Below are 13,197 nucleotides of genomic sequence, written 5' to 3'. Positions count from 1 at the left end.
GGGAGAATCCCCAGACCGCTGGCGCTTGTTTTTTGTAAAATGAACGATTAGTTGTCCTCGCGGCTGCTCGTGCCGCCGAAGAAGATCAAAGCATAGCGGAACAGCTCGAGTAAGGAAACCAGCGCGGCGGCGACATAGGTCAGCGCGGCGGCGTTCAATACTTTGGCAACGCCGCGTGTTTCGTCGTGCGTAATGAACCCTTGCTGCACCATGATTTTCCGGGCCCGGTTGCTGGCGTTGAACTCGACAGGGAGCGTAACGAGCTGAAACAAAACCGCGGCCGAGAAGAAAATTACGCCAATGCCGACCAGGTTGTACGCTCCGAACAAGAATCCTGCGAGCAGCAGAAACGGAGCGACGCCGGAAGCGAAGTTGACGACGGGGAACATCCGGTGGCGCAGCACCAGCATCGGATATTTCTGTTTGTGCTGAATCGCGTGGCCCACTTCGTGGCAAGCCACCGCCACGGCCGAGATCGATCTTTCATAATATACCGGCTCCGACAAACGGACGACGCGGTGAATCGGATCGTAGTGGTCCGACAGGGCGCCGGGGACCGGTTCGATCGGTACATCGTACAGCCCGTTGGCGTCAAGCATCCGTCTGGCGGCGTCATGTCCGGTCAAGCCGTACATGTTGGCCACCTGCGCATATTTGTTGAAAGTGCCCTTGACCCGAAACTGCGCCCACAGCGACAAGGCGAAGGCAAGAAGAATCGGGATCAGCATAACGTCTGAATATAACATGCATCATTCCTCCATTTAGGATTAAAGTTGCTCGTTGATGAGTCAGAGGCTTCCTGCTGCAGGCAATTATACGTTATGAAAAAGGGCCGTGATTGACCAGGAACCGGAGCGCTTCCATGCAGGCAAGGCTTTGCGGCATCAGGTGCGCAAAGGCGCGTTTCACCTGGTTCGGCTGCAGATTGGAGATCAAGGGCTCCAATTCTTTAACCTCTCTTTGCAGCTGCTGCAAGTGAAGTTCCAGCGAACTCAGCTTCTCGGACACCTGTTCCTCGTGCGTGACGCGATCCCACTGCTCCAGCTTTTCACGGATTTCTTCCAGCGTATATTTCTCCTGCTTCATTTGATTAATACGTTCCAGTCTGGTCAAGGTTTCAGCGCTGTATAAACGGTAATTTTTCTGCGTCCGTTTCTCCGGGGAAATCAGCCCGAGCTTGGTGTAATAATCGATCGTGCGCTCGCTGACGTTTGCGGCCTTGGCCAGTTCCCCGATCCGGTACATTTTCTTTACTCCAATATGATCACCTCTCCCGCCTATCCAATGCTTATATTTATATCTTATGTATATTTATGATACCGATCATTAAGCGTACAGTCAAACGTCATACTTTATTTTTTATAGTAACTGTTTGGAGGCAACCTAGAAATCCGTCCTTGACAGCCGGCTAGAGCCAGACAATTGGTATGGCGAATTCTCAGCCTGCAAATAGCGGTATTTTTTGTACTTAATAACCGGTACTATGCATGCTCAGCCCCATTAGCAGCACTTTTAGTCCTTATTTTCCTGTGAATAGTCCAGAACACGGGCGTTCCCTTGCAATTCGAGAAAATAGCGGCATAAATTTCCACTATTGCTCTCAAATGGACGTAATTCACCGGTATAGCGACATTTTAGGACCTTATATTATTCGCTGGAGTCCGTGGCGATAAAAATTGTACTCTGCCGGAGCAAACTTCATACAAAAAACGCATTAAAATCTAACATCTAGTGTTAATATATATGCGATTAATTAGATTTTTTCAAAAAAACTATTGTCATATCTGCTTCTTTAGTCTTATAATCACTTTAACAATTCATTTTGTGTTAGGAAATATAACATTAGGGGAGTGTGTAAGATGAAAAAGAAATGGCTCTATGGTCTATTGGCATCGGCAGCAATATTTGCATTTCCGGTCTCGGCTTATGCGGCGGAAGGGGAGATTACCGCACCGGTGCTTGAGCTGGGCTTGAATTCATTGTTTGTTTTCGTCGCGGCGATGCTGGTATTTTTCATGCAAGCCGGATTCGCCTTGCTGGAGGCGGGCACGGTCCGGATGAAAAACGCCGGCCACGTAGCCGGTAAAACGGTGCTGACGCTGGGCATTGCCGTGCTTGCCTGGTGGCTGCTCGGCTTCGGCTTCGCATTCGGCGACGGCAACAGCTTCCTGGGAACAACCGGGTTCCTGTTTGGAGGCGCGGGGGATATCGGTTCGTTCAGCGTTTTTGCGGAAAACGGCGTCCCGCTTAACCTTAACTTCCTGTTCCAAATGGCTTTTGCGGCCGTATCGCTGGCCATCGCTTGCGGCGGCATGGCGGAACGCGCCAAGCTTAGCGTATATATCGTTTTCGGAACGATCTTTATCGTTATTATTTACCCGATCGTGGCTCACTGGGTGTGGGGCGGCGGTTGGCTCGGCAACTTGGGAATGCAGGATTACGCGGGTTCGACCGTCGTCCATCTGACCGGCGCAACGGCGGCGTTTGCGGCAACGATTTTGCTTAAACCCCGTCTTGGCAAATACAACAAAGACGGCAAGCCAAACAACATTCCGGGGCACAACCAAGTATTGACGGTTCTCGGCGTTATCATTTTGTGGATCGGCTGGTTCGGTTTTAACCCGGGCAGTGCCTTGACGCCGCTGAACGATGGATTTTTCGGTTATGTCTTGATGACGACCAACCTGGCCGCTGCAGCGGGCGCTGTGGCCGCTCTGCTGATCTCCTGGGCGGTTATGGGCAAATCCGACATTCCGAGCATGCTGAACGGGGTGCTGGCCGCGCTCGTCGCCATCACCGGTTCTTGCGCATTCGTGGACGCTTGGGCTTCGGTCGTGATCGGCGCCGTCGCCGGGATCCTGACGTTCTTCACCGGAAGATGGATCGAGCGGGCCGGCATAGACGATCCGATCTTCGCTGCCTCCGTGCACGGGATCGCCGGGGTATGGGGCGCGATTTCCACGGGGCTGTTCGCCACGCCTGAGCTTGTAGAGAAGACCGGAGTTGGCGCTCCAGGCCTGGTTTACGGCGGCGGATTCGGACAATTGGGAGTTCAGCTCCTTGGGGTTATCGGCACGTTTGCGTTCGTTCTGGTGCTTTCCTTCCTGATTCTTGGGGCCATGAAATGGCTGATGGGGCTGCGCGTGACCGAAGAAGAGGAAACGATGGGCCTTGATATGAGCGAACACGGCACTTACGGTTATCCCGAACAAATGAGTTTGCTGAACAAAAATACTTCTTCCGGTATTCCGGCTGAATAATAATAATGCGAGAATATACCTTATGAAAGCTTGGGGTTCCGGGAACAGGAAGGGAGATGGCGCCCATGAGCCACGAAACGGCGATGAACAGCGGCGGTCTGCAAGCGATCCGGTCGGCATCTTCTCCCGGATCGCTCAGGTCGGCCAGAATCGAGGAGCAGAACCGGCTGCACGGCCGCTTCGCCTCGATGCCGATTCTGGAATGGAACCGCGCGGTTGGGGAAATGCATGACGCCGTTATGGGGCAGGCTTGCCATTTATGCGAAGAGTTGTTGCGGCAGGAGGGCTTTGGCCCTCCTCCTTCACATTATGCTTTCGTTGCATTTGGCAGCGCCGGACGGGCGGAGCAAACGCTGTGGAGCGACCAGGACAACGGCCTGGTTTACGGGGACGGCGATGACGCGGAGAACGCCGCTTATTTTGCAGCGTTCGGGAACAAGCTCTCGCAAATTTTGGAGCAGGCCGGTTATCCTCCGTGCCCGGGCAACGTGATGCTGTCGAACCCGCTGTGGCGGGGCGGTTTGAGCCGTTGGGAGAGGCAGTTCATGGAGTGGCGCGAGGCGCTCGGATGGGAGCAAGTCCGCTACTTGATGATCGCTTCGGACATGCGCCATATCTACGGGGATCAGGCGTTATCCTGCGCTTTGCGCAAAACGATGAAGCGGATTATGGAACTTGATCAAGGGACCGAGCGGGACGTGATTGCCGCGGTTTTGCGCAATACGGTGCGCCACAAAGCCGCGCTCAATATCCTCGGGCAGGTGATTACCGAAGCGGCCGGCGAGCACGCCGGAGATTTTGACGTAAAATACGGCCTCTATATACCGATTGTGAACGCGGTGCGTTATTTTGCCCTGCAATATGGGATCGAGTCTTCCTCGACCGGGGAAAGGATTTCACAGCTGCACCAGCTTGAAGCGGTTCCGCCCCGGTGGCTAGAATCGTGCCGGAAAGCTTTTGCTACGGCGGTTAAATTCCGGTCTATCGCTCCGCCGAAGCTCGAAGACGGGATGTTGACGGGGACCCACTATTTGCCGCAAGCGATGATCAAGCAAAAAGAGCTGCGGCGCGAGCTGCGGGATGCTCTCGGCACAGTCAGGCTGATGTACCGGACGCTGCAGAGACAACATCGGTACGCGGAAAGGAAATGGCTATGAAAGAACCTATGAAAGGAAACGGCGGTTTTTGGGATGCGTTAAAGGCCGGCGGAGTGCCCAGGATCGCTTCGATGCTTGGGGCTCCCAGCGCCCAGCAAATCGCGTTTGTCCGTTCGCTGACCAAAGGGCAGCGGCGCCCGGAGACGCTCCACGTTCCGCTATCGGAACTAAAAACAGCGGTCTTTGACCTGGAGACCACAGGATTTCATTACCATTACGGCGATGAAATCCTGTCCTTCGGGGCCGTCAAAGCGGAAGGGGAGGACATTAGCGAAGAAGTCTACTATTCCCTGACTAAACCGGCCTGCACGATCCCGGAGCGAATCATCGAGCTGACCGGGATTACGCCGGAGATGGTTCAGGATGCGCCGACCCTGCTCGAGGCGCTGCGCGAATTTATGGCGTTTGTGGACGACCGGGTGCTGGTTGCGCACGGAAGCGCTCATGATAAAGCTTTTCTCGATGTGGCGTTGTGGAAAACGTCCAAGGCTCACCTGGGTCACCGGGTGCTCGATACGATGATGATCGCGCGCAAGCTGGAGCCGGACCGGCCGATCTCCGGGCTCGACGAGTGGCTGAATGTATGCGGGATTCCCATTACGCGGCGCCATCATGCCCTGGAAGACGCCAAAATGACGGCGCGGCTGTGGACGGTGCTGATCGGCCGCTTAAGGGATCGGGGGGTAATTACGTTAGGTGATCTGTACACGTTCCTGAGCAAAAACTGATGATAAGGAAGAGTAATTGCTAAGTATAACTTCCTTTTATCGCAAGAGAAACCGCCGGAGAAATTTTCGCTCTATTCGTCCGGCGGCCCCTTGGTTTGCAATTCGTGTCCTGGTATCCCTGCATGCTGCTTTGCACGATTATCCCTCTTGTTCAGGGGGGGAGAGGGTGGGGGCTGATCACGGCACTTTCATTTTTCCCGGTGTTTTGCCCCATTCCTCCTGTCTGGTCTGCTTCATTTCTCCATAAACCTCCTTCTCACAAACCTGTCTGACGATCTTGAACTAATGATCTCGAACTAATGATCACGAATATGTCTGCTTCTCCCAAACCTATTTTCTGCTCCTGAATTTTTCTTCCTCTCTGCTTCCGGATCAAACGGGATAATCGTGCAAAAGCGTCCGGACAGCGGATGTTGATCTGCCGACCAACCGAGCTATGGGTTTAGCTTAATCACGTCCTGTCTTCCCACAGATGCGCGTTGCAGCGTATAGCGGCCGTCCGCTTCGCGTACAATGGAATAAGCGTTTAAACTCCAGCCGTCCGGTTCGCCGGGCGGCTTGTCATTTCCCGCAGGCGAGCCGATAAGATAGAGCTGGACTTGCGCGGCGAAATGCTGCAGCTGTTTTAAATCCTCCGGCGAAGGCACAGGCCTTGAGGTGGGATGGGTGTGAAAAATCCCTACTAACGACGGATCAAAGCAACTGCGCACCCATTCGTCCGGAGCCAGTTCAAATCTGTGCAGCGGGGCTGGCGACGTATTGGCTACAGGGAGGTAGCCGGTGATGACTGTGAACGGGGATTCCGCGTTCGTGCCGAACAGAAGCCCGCAGCCTTCCTCGGGGAAACAGTTCCGCCCATGTTCAAGCATTTGCCTGCGTATGCCGTCCGGTATAATCCATTTATTTTCCATTCATTCTCCCGCTTTCCGTGTCCTGCCCGCTCCAGGTTGTTTCGAATATTGTAACAAATCGCGAAAAAAGGGTACAATAGCGTAAAAAGAACTATAATAGCCGGAAAAGGAAGAACAGGATGAAACGAAACCGATGGATTTTGTCCGGCGTTCTGCTTGTGCTGCTGGTGCTTGTGTTGATGGACCGGGGCACACAGGAGGGCTGGCGGTCGATCTTTGGCGGGGCCGGTTCCGAAGCGGCAGCCGGGAAAAACGGGCAGTCGCTCGCGGCGATGGCTGCGGCAGGAGCGCCGAAGCCGGGCACGCCGTCTCCGTCTTTTTCACTGATGGGGCTCGATGGAAAGCAATATGACGTCGGCGGCAAACGGGATAAACCGCTGCTGCTCAACTTTTGGGCTTCCTGGTGCGATCCTTGCAAGGAAGAGGCCCCGGAACTGGTCAAGCTTGCGGATAAATACAAGGATTCGCTTGACGTATACGGGGTCAACGTGACGTTTTACGACAAGCTGGACGACGCCAAGGCATTTGTCAAAAATTACGGATATACCTTTCCCGTCTTGCTCGATGAGAAAGAGGAAGTGTACAGCCGGTTTAACGGCGTCGCTTTTCCCACCAATGTGCTGATCGACGAGAACGGCATCATTCAGGACGTCATCCTCGGCGTCATTTCTCCGGAAGAGCTGGAGGCGAAAATTAAACAGCTGCTGTAAAGCAGGGATTGGCCGGCAAAAAAAGCGCGGGCGGCAGGAGACTTCTCTCCTTGCGCCCGCGCTTTATGTTTAGCCAAACGGCGGATCATTGATTCACCAAACCCGTGCCGGCGTACGGGAGTTCTTCGTAATCCTCGCGTTTGGTCTGCCCCAGCAGAGCATACCGGATACTGTCGACCAGCGCTTCCCAGCTCGCTTCGATTACGTTACTGGATACGCCGACGGTGTTCCAGGAGTTGGTGAAATCCTTGGATTCGATCAATACGCGCACTTTGGAGGCGGTGGCGTCTTTGTCGTCGAGGACGCGGACTTTATAGTCCGACAAATGCATATCCTTCAGCCCCGGATAATACGAAATCAGCGCTTTGCGCAGCGCATTGTCGAGCGCATTGACCGGACCGTTGCCTTCGGCGGCCGTATACACGCTCGCACCGTCGATGTTCAGCTTCACGAACGCTTCGGACACAACCGGTCTGTCGGCCGTTTTTTCCACCAGCATTTTAAAAGATTCGAACACGAACAGTTCCTTCAGTTCGCCGCTTGCCTGGCGGAGCAGCAGCTCGAGAGAGGCGTCGGCGCCTTCAAATTGATAGCCCTGATGCTCCAGCTCCTTGATTTTGCTGATCACCGCCCGCGTGCTCTCGTTTTCCGGATCAAAGTCGATGCCCATTTCCTGCGCCTTGGACACGATATTGCTCTGGCCGGCAAGCTCGGAGACGAGCACGCGCTGGCGGTTGCCGACCAGCTCCGGCTCGATGTGCTCGTATGTGCGGGAATCGCGAAGGATCGCGGACACGTGGATGCCGCCTTTGTGCGCAAATGCGGCCGTGCCGACGTAAGGCTGGTTCACCGGCATATGCACATTGGCGATTTCGCTGATGTAGCGCGCCGTATTGGTCAACTGCTTAAGCTGCTCTGGTTCGAGAACCTGGTAGCCCAGCTTGAGCTGCAGATTCGGGATGATTGAGCATAGGTTGGCGTTGCCGCAGCGTTCGCCGTACCCGTTCATCGTCCCCTGAATTTGCGTCGCCCCCGCCCGCACCGCGCTAAGGGAGTTGGCCACCGCCAGCTCGCAGTCGTTATGGGTGTGAATGCCAAGCTGCGATCCGGTGATCGTACCGGCCAGCACGCTGACGATATCGTGCACCTCATGCGGCATCGTTCCGCCGTTCGTATCGCACATGACGAGCCAGTCGGCTCCGGCTTCTTCCGCTTTACGCATGACGGACAAGGCATATTCCGGGTTGTTTTTGTAACCGTCAAAAAAATGCTCGGCGTCGAAAATAACCTCCAGCCCTTGCCGTTTCAAATAAGCGATGGAATCGTAAATCATCGCCAGGTTTTCCTCCAGTGTCGTTTGCAGCGCCGTATGCACGTGGAAGTCCCAAGATTTGCCCACCAGCGTGGCCGCCGGCACGCCGGACTCGATCATACGCTTCAAATTGGCATCATGTTCGGCCAAACTGTCCTTCCGGCGCGTGCTGCCAAAAGCGGTGATTTTCGCCTGAAGCTTGAGCTCCTTGACCCGCTTGAAAAACTCGATGTCTTTGCTGTTGCTGCCCGGAATGCCACCTTCAATGTAATGGACACCCAGCTGATCCAGCTTCCCTGCGATCTTCAACTTGTCGTCCGCTGACAGGCTGATGCCCTCGCCTTGAGTGCCGTCGCGCAAAGTGGTGTCGAAGATGGATAAAGCCTTTGACATGATGGAAGTGTCCCCCTTTGGTTGTTTTCGAAAATACAAGCTCCGTGTGTATTAATTTCTAATTATAGCATCTGCTATTTTAAATGTAACACGCTTTTTGCGAAATTGCATGGTCCAATATTGACCGGCATTCCTTGGAAAGGTATGCTGAGGGGGAGAATAACGAATGATAAACGAGGGGAAGCAACGTGAAAAATGCCGCTGATTATTATCCCGCCCGGGGCAGGGTCATTCTTCATGTCGATATGAACGCCTTTTACTGTTCGGTGCATGAGGCGGAGGAGCCGGAGAAATACCGGAACCGTCCCACGGCCGTGGCCGGCAGCGTCGAACTGCGCAAGGGCGTTATCGTCACCTGCTCCTACACGGCGCGGAAAAGGGGGATTTCCACCGGAATGACGGTCAGCCAGGGACTAAAAAAATGTCCGGAGCTTCTTGTCATTCAGCCGGATTTTCATTTGTACCGCAAATATTCCCGGGCGTTCATGGACATCGCTTACGAATACACGCCTTTGCTGCAGGCGATGTCGATCGACGAATGCTACCTGGATATTACCGGGTCCAAGCAGTTCGGCACGCCGCTGGAGATTGCGGCCCAAATTCAGCAAAGAATTAAAAACGAACTGGACCTTCCCTGCAGCATCGGCGTTGCTCCCAACAAGCTGCTGGCGAAAATGGCCTCCGATATGAAGAAGCCCAACGGCATTACGGTGCTCCGAATCCGCGATGTGCCGCGGCTGTTGTGGGACAAACCTTGTAACGAGTTGTTCGGCGTCGGCCGCAAAACGGCGGAGAAGCTGAAGAAGATGCGGATCTACACGATCGGCCAGCTCGCTGCCGCGGACGAAAACAAGCTGATCGAACGCTTCGGCGTGGCCGGAGCCTGGATGAAGCGGGCGGCGAACGGGATCGACGATTCCCCGGTGAACGACGAACGCGAGAAAAACAAGTCGATCGGCCATACGACGACGCTGCCGGCGGACATCAGCCGGATGGAGGATGTGCAGCGGGTTATGCTGAATTTGGCCGACCAGGTTGCCCGCAGGCTGCGGCGGCAGCAGCTGATGGCGCAAACGGTGCAGATCACGATCCGCACGCCGGATATGAAGACGATCACCCGCTCGCAAAGCCTTGAGACGGTGACCGAGCAGGCGGAGGAAATCTACCGCGAAGCCTGCGAGCTGTACCGGCGGCACTGGAGCGAAGATAAACCGGTGCGCCTGCTTGGCATCACGCTGCAAAATCTGGTGCCCAAAGAGGAGGCCGCGCTGCAGCTCGATTTGTTCGATTACGAGCAGCAGCCGAAAAAGGAATCGCTCACGCGGGTGATGGACATGCTGCGCGACAAATTCGGCGAAAACGCCGTTTTGACGGCGGGCATGCTGACCGACGATCCTTCGGCGCTGATCCGCGACCACAAAATTCGCGGCACCTCGCTGCAAACCGATTTTCTCCGGGAACAACGGGGGAATCATCCTGATTCTCGATTGGAATAATACGGAAAATGAATTGAAATTGCTTTCTATTTATATTATAGTGGTCATGGTGATATAAAACACCGGACTTGTACCGTTTATTCAGGAGGCAGATTAAAGATGGCAAAATATACTTGGGTTGAGAAGGACACTTGCATTGCGTGCGGCGCTTGCGGCGCTACTGCACCGGATATTTACGATTACGACGATGAAGGCTTGGCGGAAGTTATCTACGGTGAGGACAAGAACCGCGGCGTGACGGAAATCCCGGAAGATTTGTACGACGATCTTCAAGACGCTTGCGACGGCTGCCCGACCGACTCCATCAAAGTGGCGGATGAGCCGTTTAATAAAGAAGGCTAATTTCCGATAGCGAGTACAAGCAGGAGACCTCACCGCAGCGGTGGGGTTTGTTTTTTTTAACAGACAGTTTGAAGGGACGGTTTGGGGCCGTGGGGAGTTTGAGCGGTTCAACTGCAAAAGTGCATCTGATCATGAGCTTTTTGATAAAAAAGAGGTTTTTGAACGGAAATGAACTGAAGTTTTGCATTTGAACCACCCTTTTCGAGGAGTTTCGACGAAAATCGCATGCCCCTTTGCATTTCGTGGATTTCGTGGATTTCGTGGATTTCGTGCATTTCGTGGATTCGCGGGAACTTCGCGGGATTTAGGCAGGTTAGTTCGAGCCCAAAATGGAAACGACAATATGTTCTAGTATAGTTGGAATATTTTATGATATCATAGTAACAAATTGATAAATGAGGTGTTGTTTCTTGATCGGACGCAGCGGTAACCCAACTTTAAGGAGCGATACGTTTGACAGGCCGGACTCATTTTCCGGAATGAACGCGATGACCGTCGAGGGGACGGTAAACAAATCGTTTATCACATTAGTCATCCTCCTCGGCAGCGCGTTCAGCGCATGGATGCTGTATTTCGACGGGATGAACGTTGTCCCGATGGCGATCGGAGGAGCGATCGTCGGGTTGATCCTGGCGCTGATCGTCAGCTTTGTGCCGAGAACGGCCCCGTATCTGGTCCCGGTTTACGCCATTGCCGAAGGGATGTTCCTGGGGGCCCTTTCAGCCACTTATGAAGCGAAGTTCAATGGAATCACGCTACAGGCGACGCTGCTGACCATGGGCGTGTTTGTGGCTCTGCTTATCGCCTACAAGACCCGGCTGATCAAGGCGACGGAAAACTTCAAGCTCGGAGTCGTCGCGGCTACCGGGGGCGTGGCCCTCGTCTATCTGCTCAGCTTTATTCTCGGTTTGTTCGGAATTCAGGTGCCGTATCTCCACAGCAACGACTGGATCGGCATCGGCATCTCGGTCGTGATCGTCATCATCGCCGCCTTGAACCTGGTGCTGGATTTCGATTTCATCGAAGAGGGAGCCCACCGGGGAGCACCGAAATTTATGGAATGGTACGGCGCATTCGGCTTGATGGTCACGCTGGTATGGCTGTACCTGGAAATCCTTCGCCTGCTCGCAAAATTGGCGAGCCGGGATTAAGCAATTGGAACCAAGCGGCTGTATAGGTTGAACCTACGAATAAGCAAGAGTCAGGCAATTTATATAGTTCTAAAGCGCGGAAAAGCAGGGCTTCCTGCTGGCCGCGCTTTTTGCTTTTTCCGAAATGTCCCGGAAAATGTTAAAGCGATGTAGGTACTAAGTCGCAAAATCCGCTTTTCTCGCAGGTTTGGGTTAGAAACGCCATCCATTTTGCCGATATAGTAATAGTTGAAGCTTAACTTTTCCATTTGATGGAGGAAACGTATGGGGGATTCAGCCTACCTCAAAAAATTTGTGGAAAACCACCCGAAAAACAAAATGGCCTGGTATTTGCTGGGCAAGGAATACGAAGCAAGCGGCCAGACGGGAAAGGCACGGTACTGCTATATTCAGGCGGGCGGCGTCTATGAAGCTTTCGAAGCGAGCAAAATTCCGGAGGATTTATGGATGGGCTACAAAGCCGACTTGCTGCAGGAGACGAAGCAGCGGGAGAAGCGTAGCCGCTTTCTGCGCAAGCTGGGCATCGCCCTGCTGATCGCCCTGGTGGTGATCGGGCATCCCTCGGCTTATGCGCCGAGTGAAAAAACGGCCGAACCGGCCACGGCCGGCCTTCAAGATGAACCGGGAGCGGAGACGGATCTCGCTGTACCGGATGCCAAGCCGGCCACGCCGCCGGGAAAAGCTCCGGCAAAGGCCGGTTCGGCCGGCTCGGCGGACGCCGTCAAAGGGCCGGTGTTTACGGCGCAAGGTTACGCTTTCGGTAAAGCCAAGGCCGGCGCCGAGGCGCTCGGCGGGCTGATCGATTTGCAGAACCGCACCGGCGCGCCGATTCTGAATGCCGTTGTGCTCGGCATGGAGCGGGAAGGAGATTATTTGCTCTGGACGGACGGCATGCCGGTCGTTTATGAACTGGAGCAAAACCCGGATCAAGGAACGACGACGATCCAATCCTATGACGCGGAAGCATGCCGCTGCACCCCGCCGGACGCTTCCGGCTTGCAGGCGGCGGCCGAGCGGTGGATTCCGTACCAGGAGTCGCTGGGCGTGCTTGCTTCGGCGATGCAGAGATACAAGGAAGGTACGGGAGCATGGCCAACCGGTCTTGACGATCTGACCGGCTCTTTTCCGGACAATTGGCTTGCCGGCAGCGATCCTGTTATGGTCAAAACGTTCGGGCCGCTGCTGAAGAGGCTGCAAAACGCCGCCGGTTCCGGTGCGGCGGGTCAGCCGAGCGCGAATTCGGACGCGGTTAAGGATAGTTTAGCTCCGGAAGAACAACCGTACTTCAGCGAGCCGTTTGAGATTATCGTGGACAAGAAAACGCATGTGCTGGCCGTCGTCAGCGGTGACAAGCTGATTCGCAGTTATCCTGTGGGACTGGGCGGCGACAGGACGCCGGAAGGTTCTTTCGCTATTTCGGACAAAGTGATCAACCCGAATGGAAGAGACAACGGCGAGTTCGGCAGCCGCGGCATGCAGTTATCGGACACGAACTACGCGATTCACGGGACGAACGATCCGGACAGCATCGGCAAAGACGAATCGCTGGGCTGTATCCGCATGGGGAAAAAGGATGTCGAAGAACTGTTCGATCTCGCCCCGAAAGGAACGAAGGTGACGATAGGAAAGGGGATTTTGCCAGACCTGGAGAGCGTCCCGAAAGAAAGATTCAAGCTCGGACACCGCGAGGATCAGACCAATCCCCATCGAGTATATCACTGGCTTAACTAAAAAGAC

Annotated in this window: 12 protein-coding genes; 8 read left to right on the top strand and 4 right to left on the bottom strand. The window is 54.4% G+C overall.

What is annotated here, in order from left to right:
* Positions 1–47: 47 nt before the first annotated feature.
* Positions 48–746 (bottom strand): zinc metallopeptidase, encoded by a 699-nt coding sequence (locus tag NYE74_RS25095; RefSeq protein ID WP_036624258.1) that lies wholly within the window; start codon positions 744–746, stop codon positions 48–50.
* A gap of 73 nt (positions 747–819) precedes the next feature.
* Positions 820–1,245 (bottom strand): MerR family transcriptional regulator, encoded by a 426-nt coding sequence (locus NYE74_RS25090; RefSeq protein WP_051985585.1) that lies wholly within the window; start codon positions 1,243–1,245, stop codon positions 820–822.
* Between the two features lie 614 nt (positions 1,246–1,859).
* Here NYE74_RS25090 and NYE74_RS25085 point away from each other — a divergent pair.
* From NYE74_RS25085 to NYE74_RS25075, 3 genes are all read left to right on the top strand, one after another.
* The gene (locus NYE74_RS25085; RefSeq protein WP_036624254.1) at positions 1,860–3,260 is read left to right on the top strand and encodes an ammonium transporter; all 1,401 of its coding nucleotides are present in this window, start codon (positions 1,860–1,862) and stop codon (positions 3,258–3,260) included.
* A 65-nt stretch (positions 3,261–3,325) separates the two neighbouring features.
* Positions 3,326–4,417, top strand: coding sequence for a DUF294 nucleotidyltransferase-like domain-containing protein (locus tag NYE74_RS25080; protein ID WP_213510667.1), 1,092 nt, complete (start codon positions 3,326–3,328; stop codon positions 4,415–4,417).
* Complete coding sequence (locus tag NYE74_RS25075; RefSeq protein WP_036624252.1) at positions 4,414–5,145, top strand: exonuclease domain-containing protein; 732 nt, start codon at positions 4,414–4,416, stop codon at positions 5,143–5,145. The genes NYE74_RS25080 and NYE74_RS25075 overlap by 4 nt, the downstream gene beginning before the upstream one ends.
* Positions 5,146–5,579: 434 nt before the next feature.
* On the opposite strand, the gene NYE74_RS25070 is transcribed toward NYE74_RS25075, so the two are convergent.
* Positions 5,580–6,056 (bottom strand): M67 family metallopeptidase, encoded by a 477-nt coding sequence (locus tag NYE74_RS25070; RefSeq protein ID WP_051985583.1) that lies wholly within the window; start codon positions 6,054–6,056, stop codon positions 5,580–5,582.
* 119 nt (positions 6,057–6,175) lie between these two features.
* Between NYE74_RS25070 and NYE74_RS25065 the strand changes: the two genes are divergently transcribed.
* Positions 6,176–6,766, top strand: a complete 591-nt coding sequence (locus NYE74_RS25065; RefSeq protein WP_036624251.1) for a TlpA family protein disulfide reductase — start codon at positions 6,176–6,178, stop codon at positions 6,764–6,766.
* Positions 6,767–6,851: 85 nt separating this feature from the next.
* On the opposite strand, the gene cimA is transcribed toward NYE74_RS25065, so the two are convergent.
* Entirely contained in the window at positions 6,852–8,471 is a 1,620-nt protein-coding gene (cimA, locus tag NYE74_RS25060) for a citramalate synthase (protein ID WP_036624250.1), read from the bottom strand.
* 188 nt (positions 8,472–8,659) lie between these two features.
* Between cimA and NYE74_RS25055 the strand changes: the two genes are divergently transcribed.
* The 4 genes from NYE74_RS25055 (at position 8,660) to NYE74_RS25040 (ending at position 13,191) form a co-directional block, all read left to right on the top strand.
* A complete protein-coding gene (locus NYE74_RS25055) occupies positions 8,660–9,967 on the top strand; it encodes a DNA polymerase IV (RefSeq protein ID WP_036624249.1) in 1,308 nt (435 codons plus the stop codon).
* Between the two features lie 99 nt (positions 9,968–10,066).
* On the top strand, positions 10,067–10,309 hold the full coding sequence (locus NYE74_RS25050) for a ferredoxin (RefSeq protein WP_036624247.1): 243 nt from the start codon (positions 10,067–10,069) through the stop codon (positions 10,307–10,309).
* 410 nt (positions 10,310–10,719) lie between these two features.
* The gene (locus NYE74_RS25045; RefSeq protein ID WP_036624246.1) at positions 10,720–11,460 is read left to right on the top strand and encodes a Bax inhibitor-1/YccA family protein; all 741 of its coding nucleotides are present in this window, start codon (positions 10,720–10,722) and stop codon (positions 11,458–11,460) included.
* Between the two features lie 264 nt (positions 11,461–11,724).
* Complete coding sequence (locus NYE74_RS25040; RefSeq protein ID WP_341005247.1) at positions 11,725–13,191, top strand: L,D-transpeptidase family protein; 1,467 nt, start codon at positions 11,725–11,727, stop codon at positions 13,189–13,191.
* Positions 13,192–13,197 lie beyond the last annotated feature (6 nt).

Source organism: Paenibacillus sp. FSL P4-0127, from assembly GCF_038007325.1.
In the GTDB taxonomy this organism is placed as follows: Bacteria; Bacillota; Bacilli; order Paenibacillales; family Paenibacillaceae; genus Fontibacillus; species Fontibacillus macerans.
This window is presented reverse-complemented; position numbering and strand designations above follow the sequence as displayed.

What these genes read in the sequence shown, in the direction of transcription:
- NYE74_RS25095 (WP_036624258.1), bottom strand. Translation starts at nt 746, where the DNA reads ATGTTATATTCAGACGTTATGCTGATCCCGATTCTTCTTGCCTTCGCC.
- NYE74_RS25090 (WP_051985585.1), bottom strand. Translation starts at nt 1,245, where the DNA reads ATGTACCGGATCGGGGAACTGGCCAAGGCCGCAAACGTCAGCGAGCGC.
- NYE74_RS25085 (WP_036624254.1), top strand. Translation starts at nt 1,860, where the DNA reads ATGAAAAAGAAATGGCTCTATGGTCTATTGGCATCGGCAGCAATATTT.
- NYE74_RS25080 (WP_213510667.1), top strand. Translation starts at nt 3,326, where the DNA reads ATGAGCCACGAAACGGCGATGAACAGCGGCGGTCTGCAAGCGATCCGG.
- NYE74_RS25075 (WP_036624252.1), top strand. Translation starts at nt 4,414, where the DNA reads ATGAAAGAACCTATGAAAGGAAACGGCGGTTTTTGGGATGCGTTAAAG.
- NYE74_RS25070 (WP_051985583.1), bottom strand. Translation starts at nt 6,056, where the DNA reads ATGGAAAATAAATGGATTATACCGGACGGCATACGCAGGCAAATGCTT.
- NYE74_RS25065 (WP_036624251.1), top strand. Translation starts at nt 6,176, where the DNA reads ATGAAACGAAACCGATGGATTTTGTCCGGCGTTCTGCTTGTGCTGCTG.
- cimA (WP_036624250.1), bottom strand. Translation starts at nt 8,471, where the DNA reads ATGTCAAAGGCTTTATCCATCTTCGACACCACTTTGCGCGACGGCACT.
- NYE74_RS25050 (WP_036624247.1), top strand. Translation starts at nt 10,067, where the DNA reads ATGGCAAAATATACTTGGGTTGAGAAGGACACTTGCATTGCGTGCGGC.
- NYE74_RS25040 (WP_341005247.1), top strand. Translation starts at nt 11,725, where the DNA reads ATGGGGGATTCAGCCTACCTCAAAAAATTTGTGGAAAACCACCCGAAA.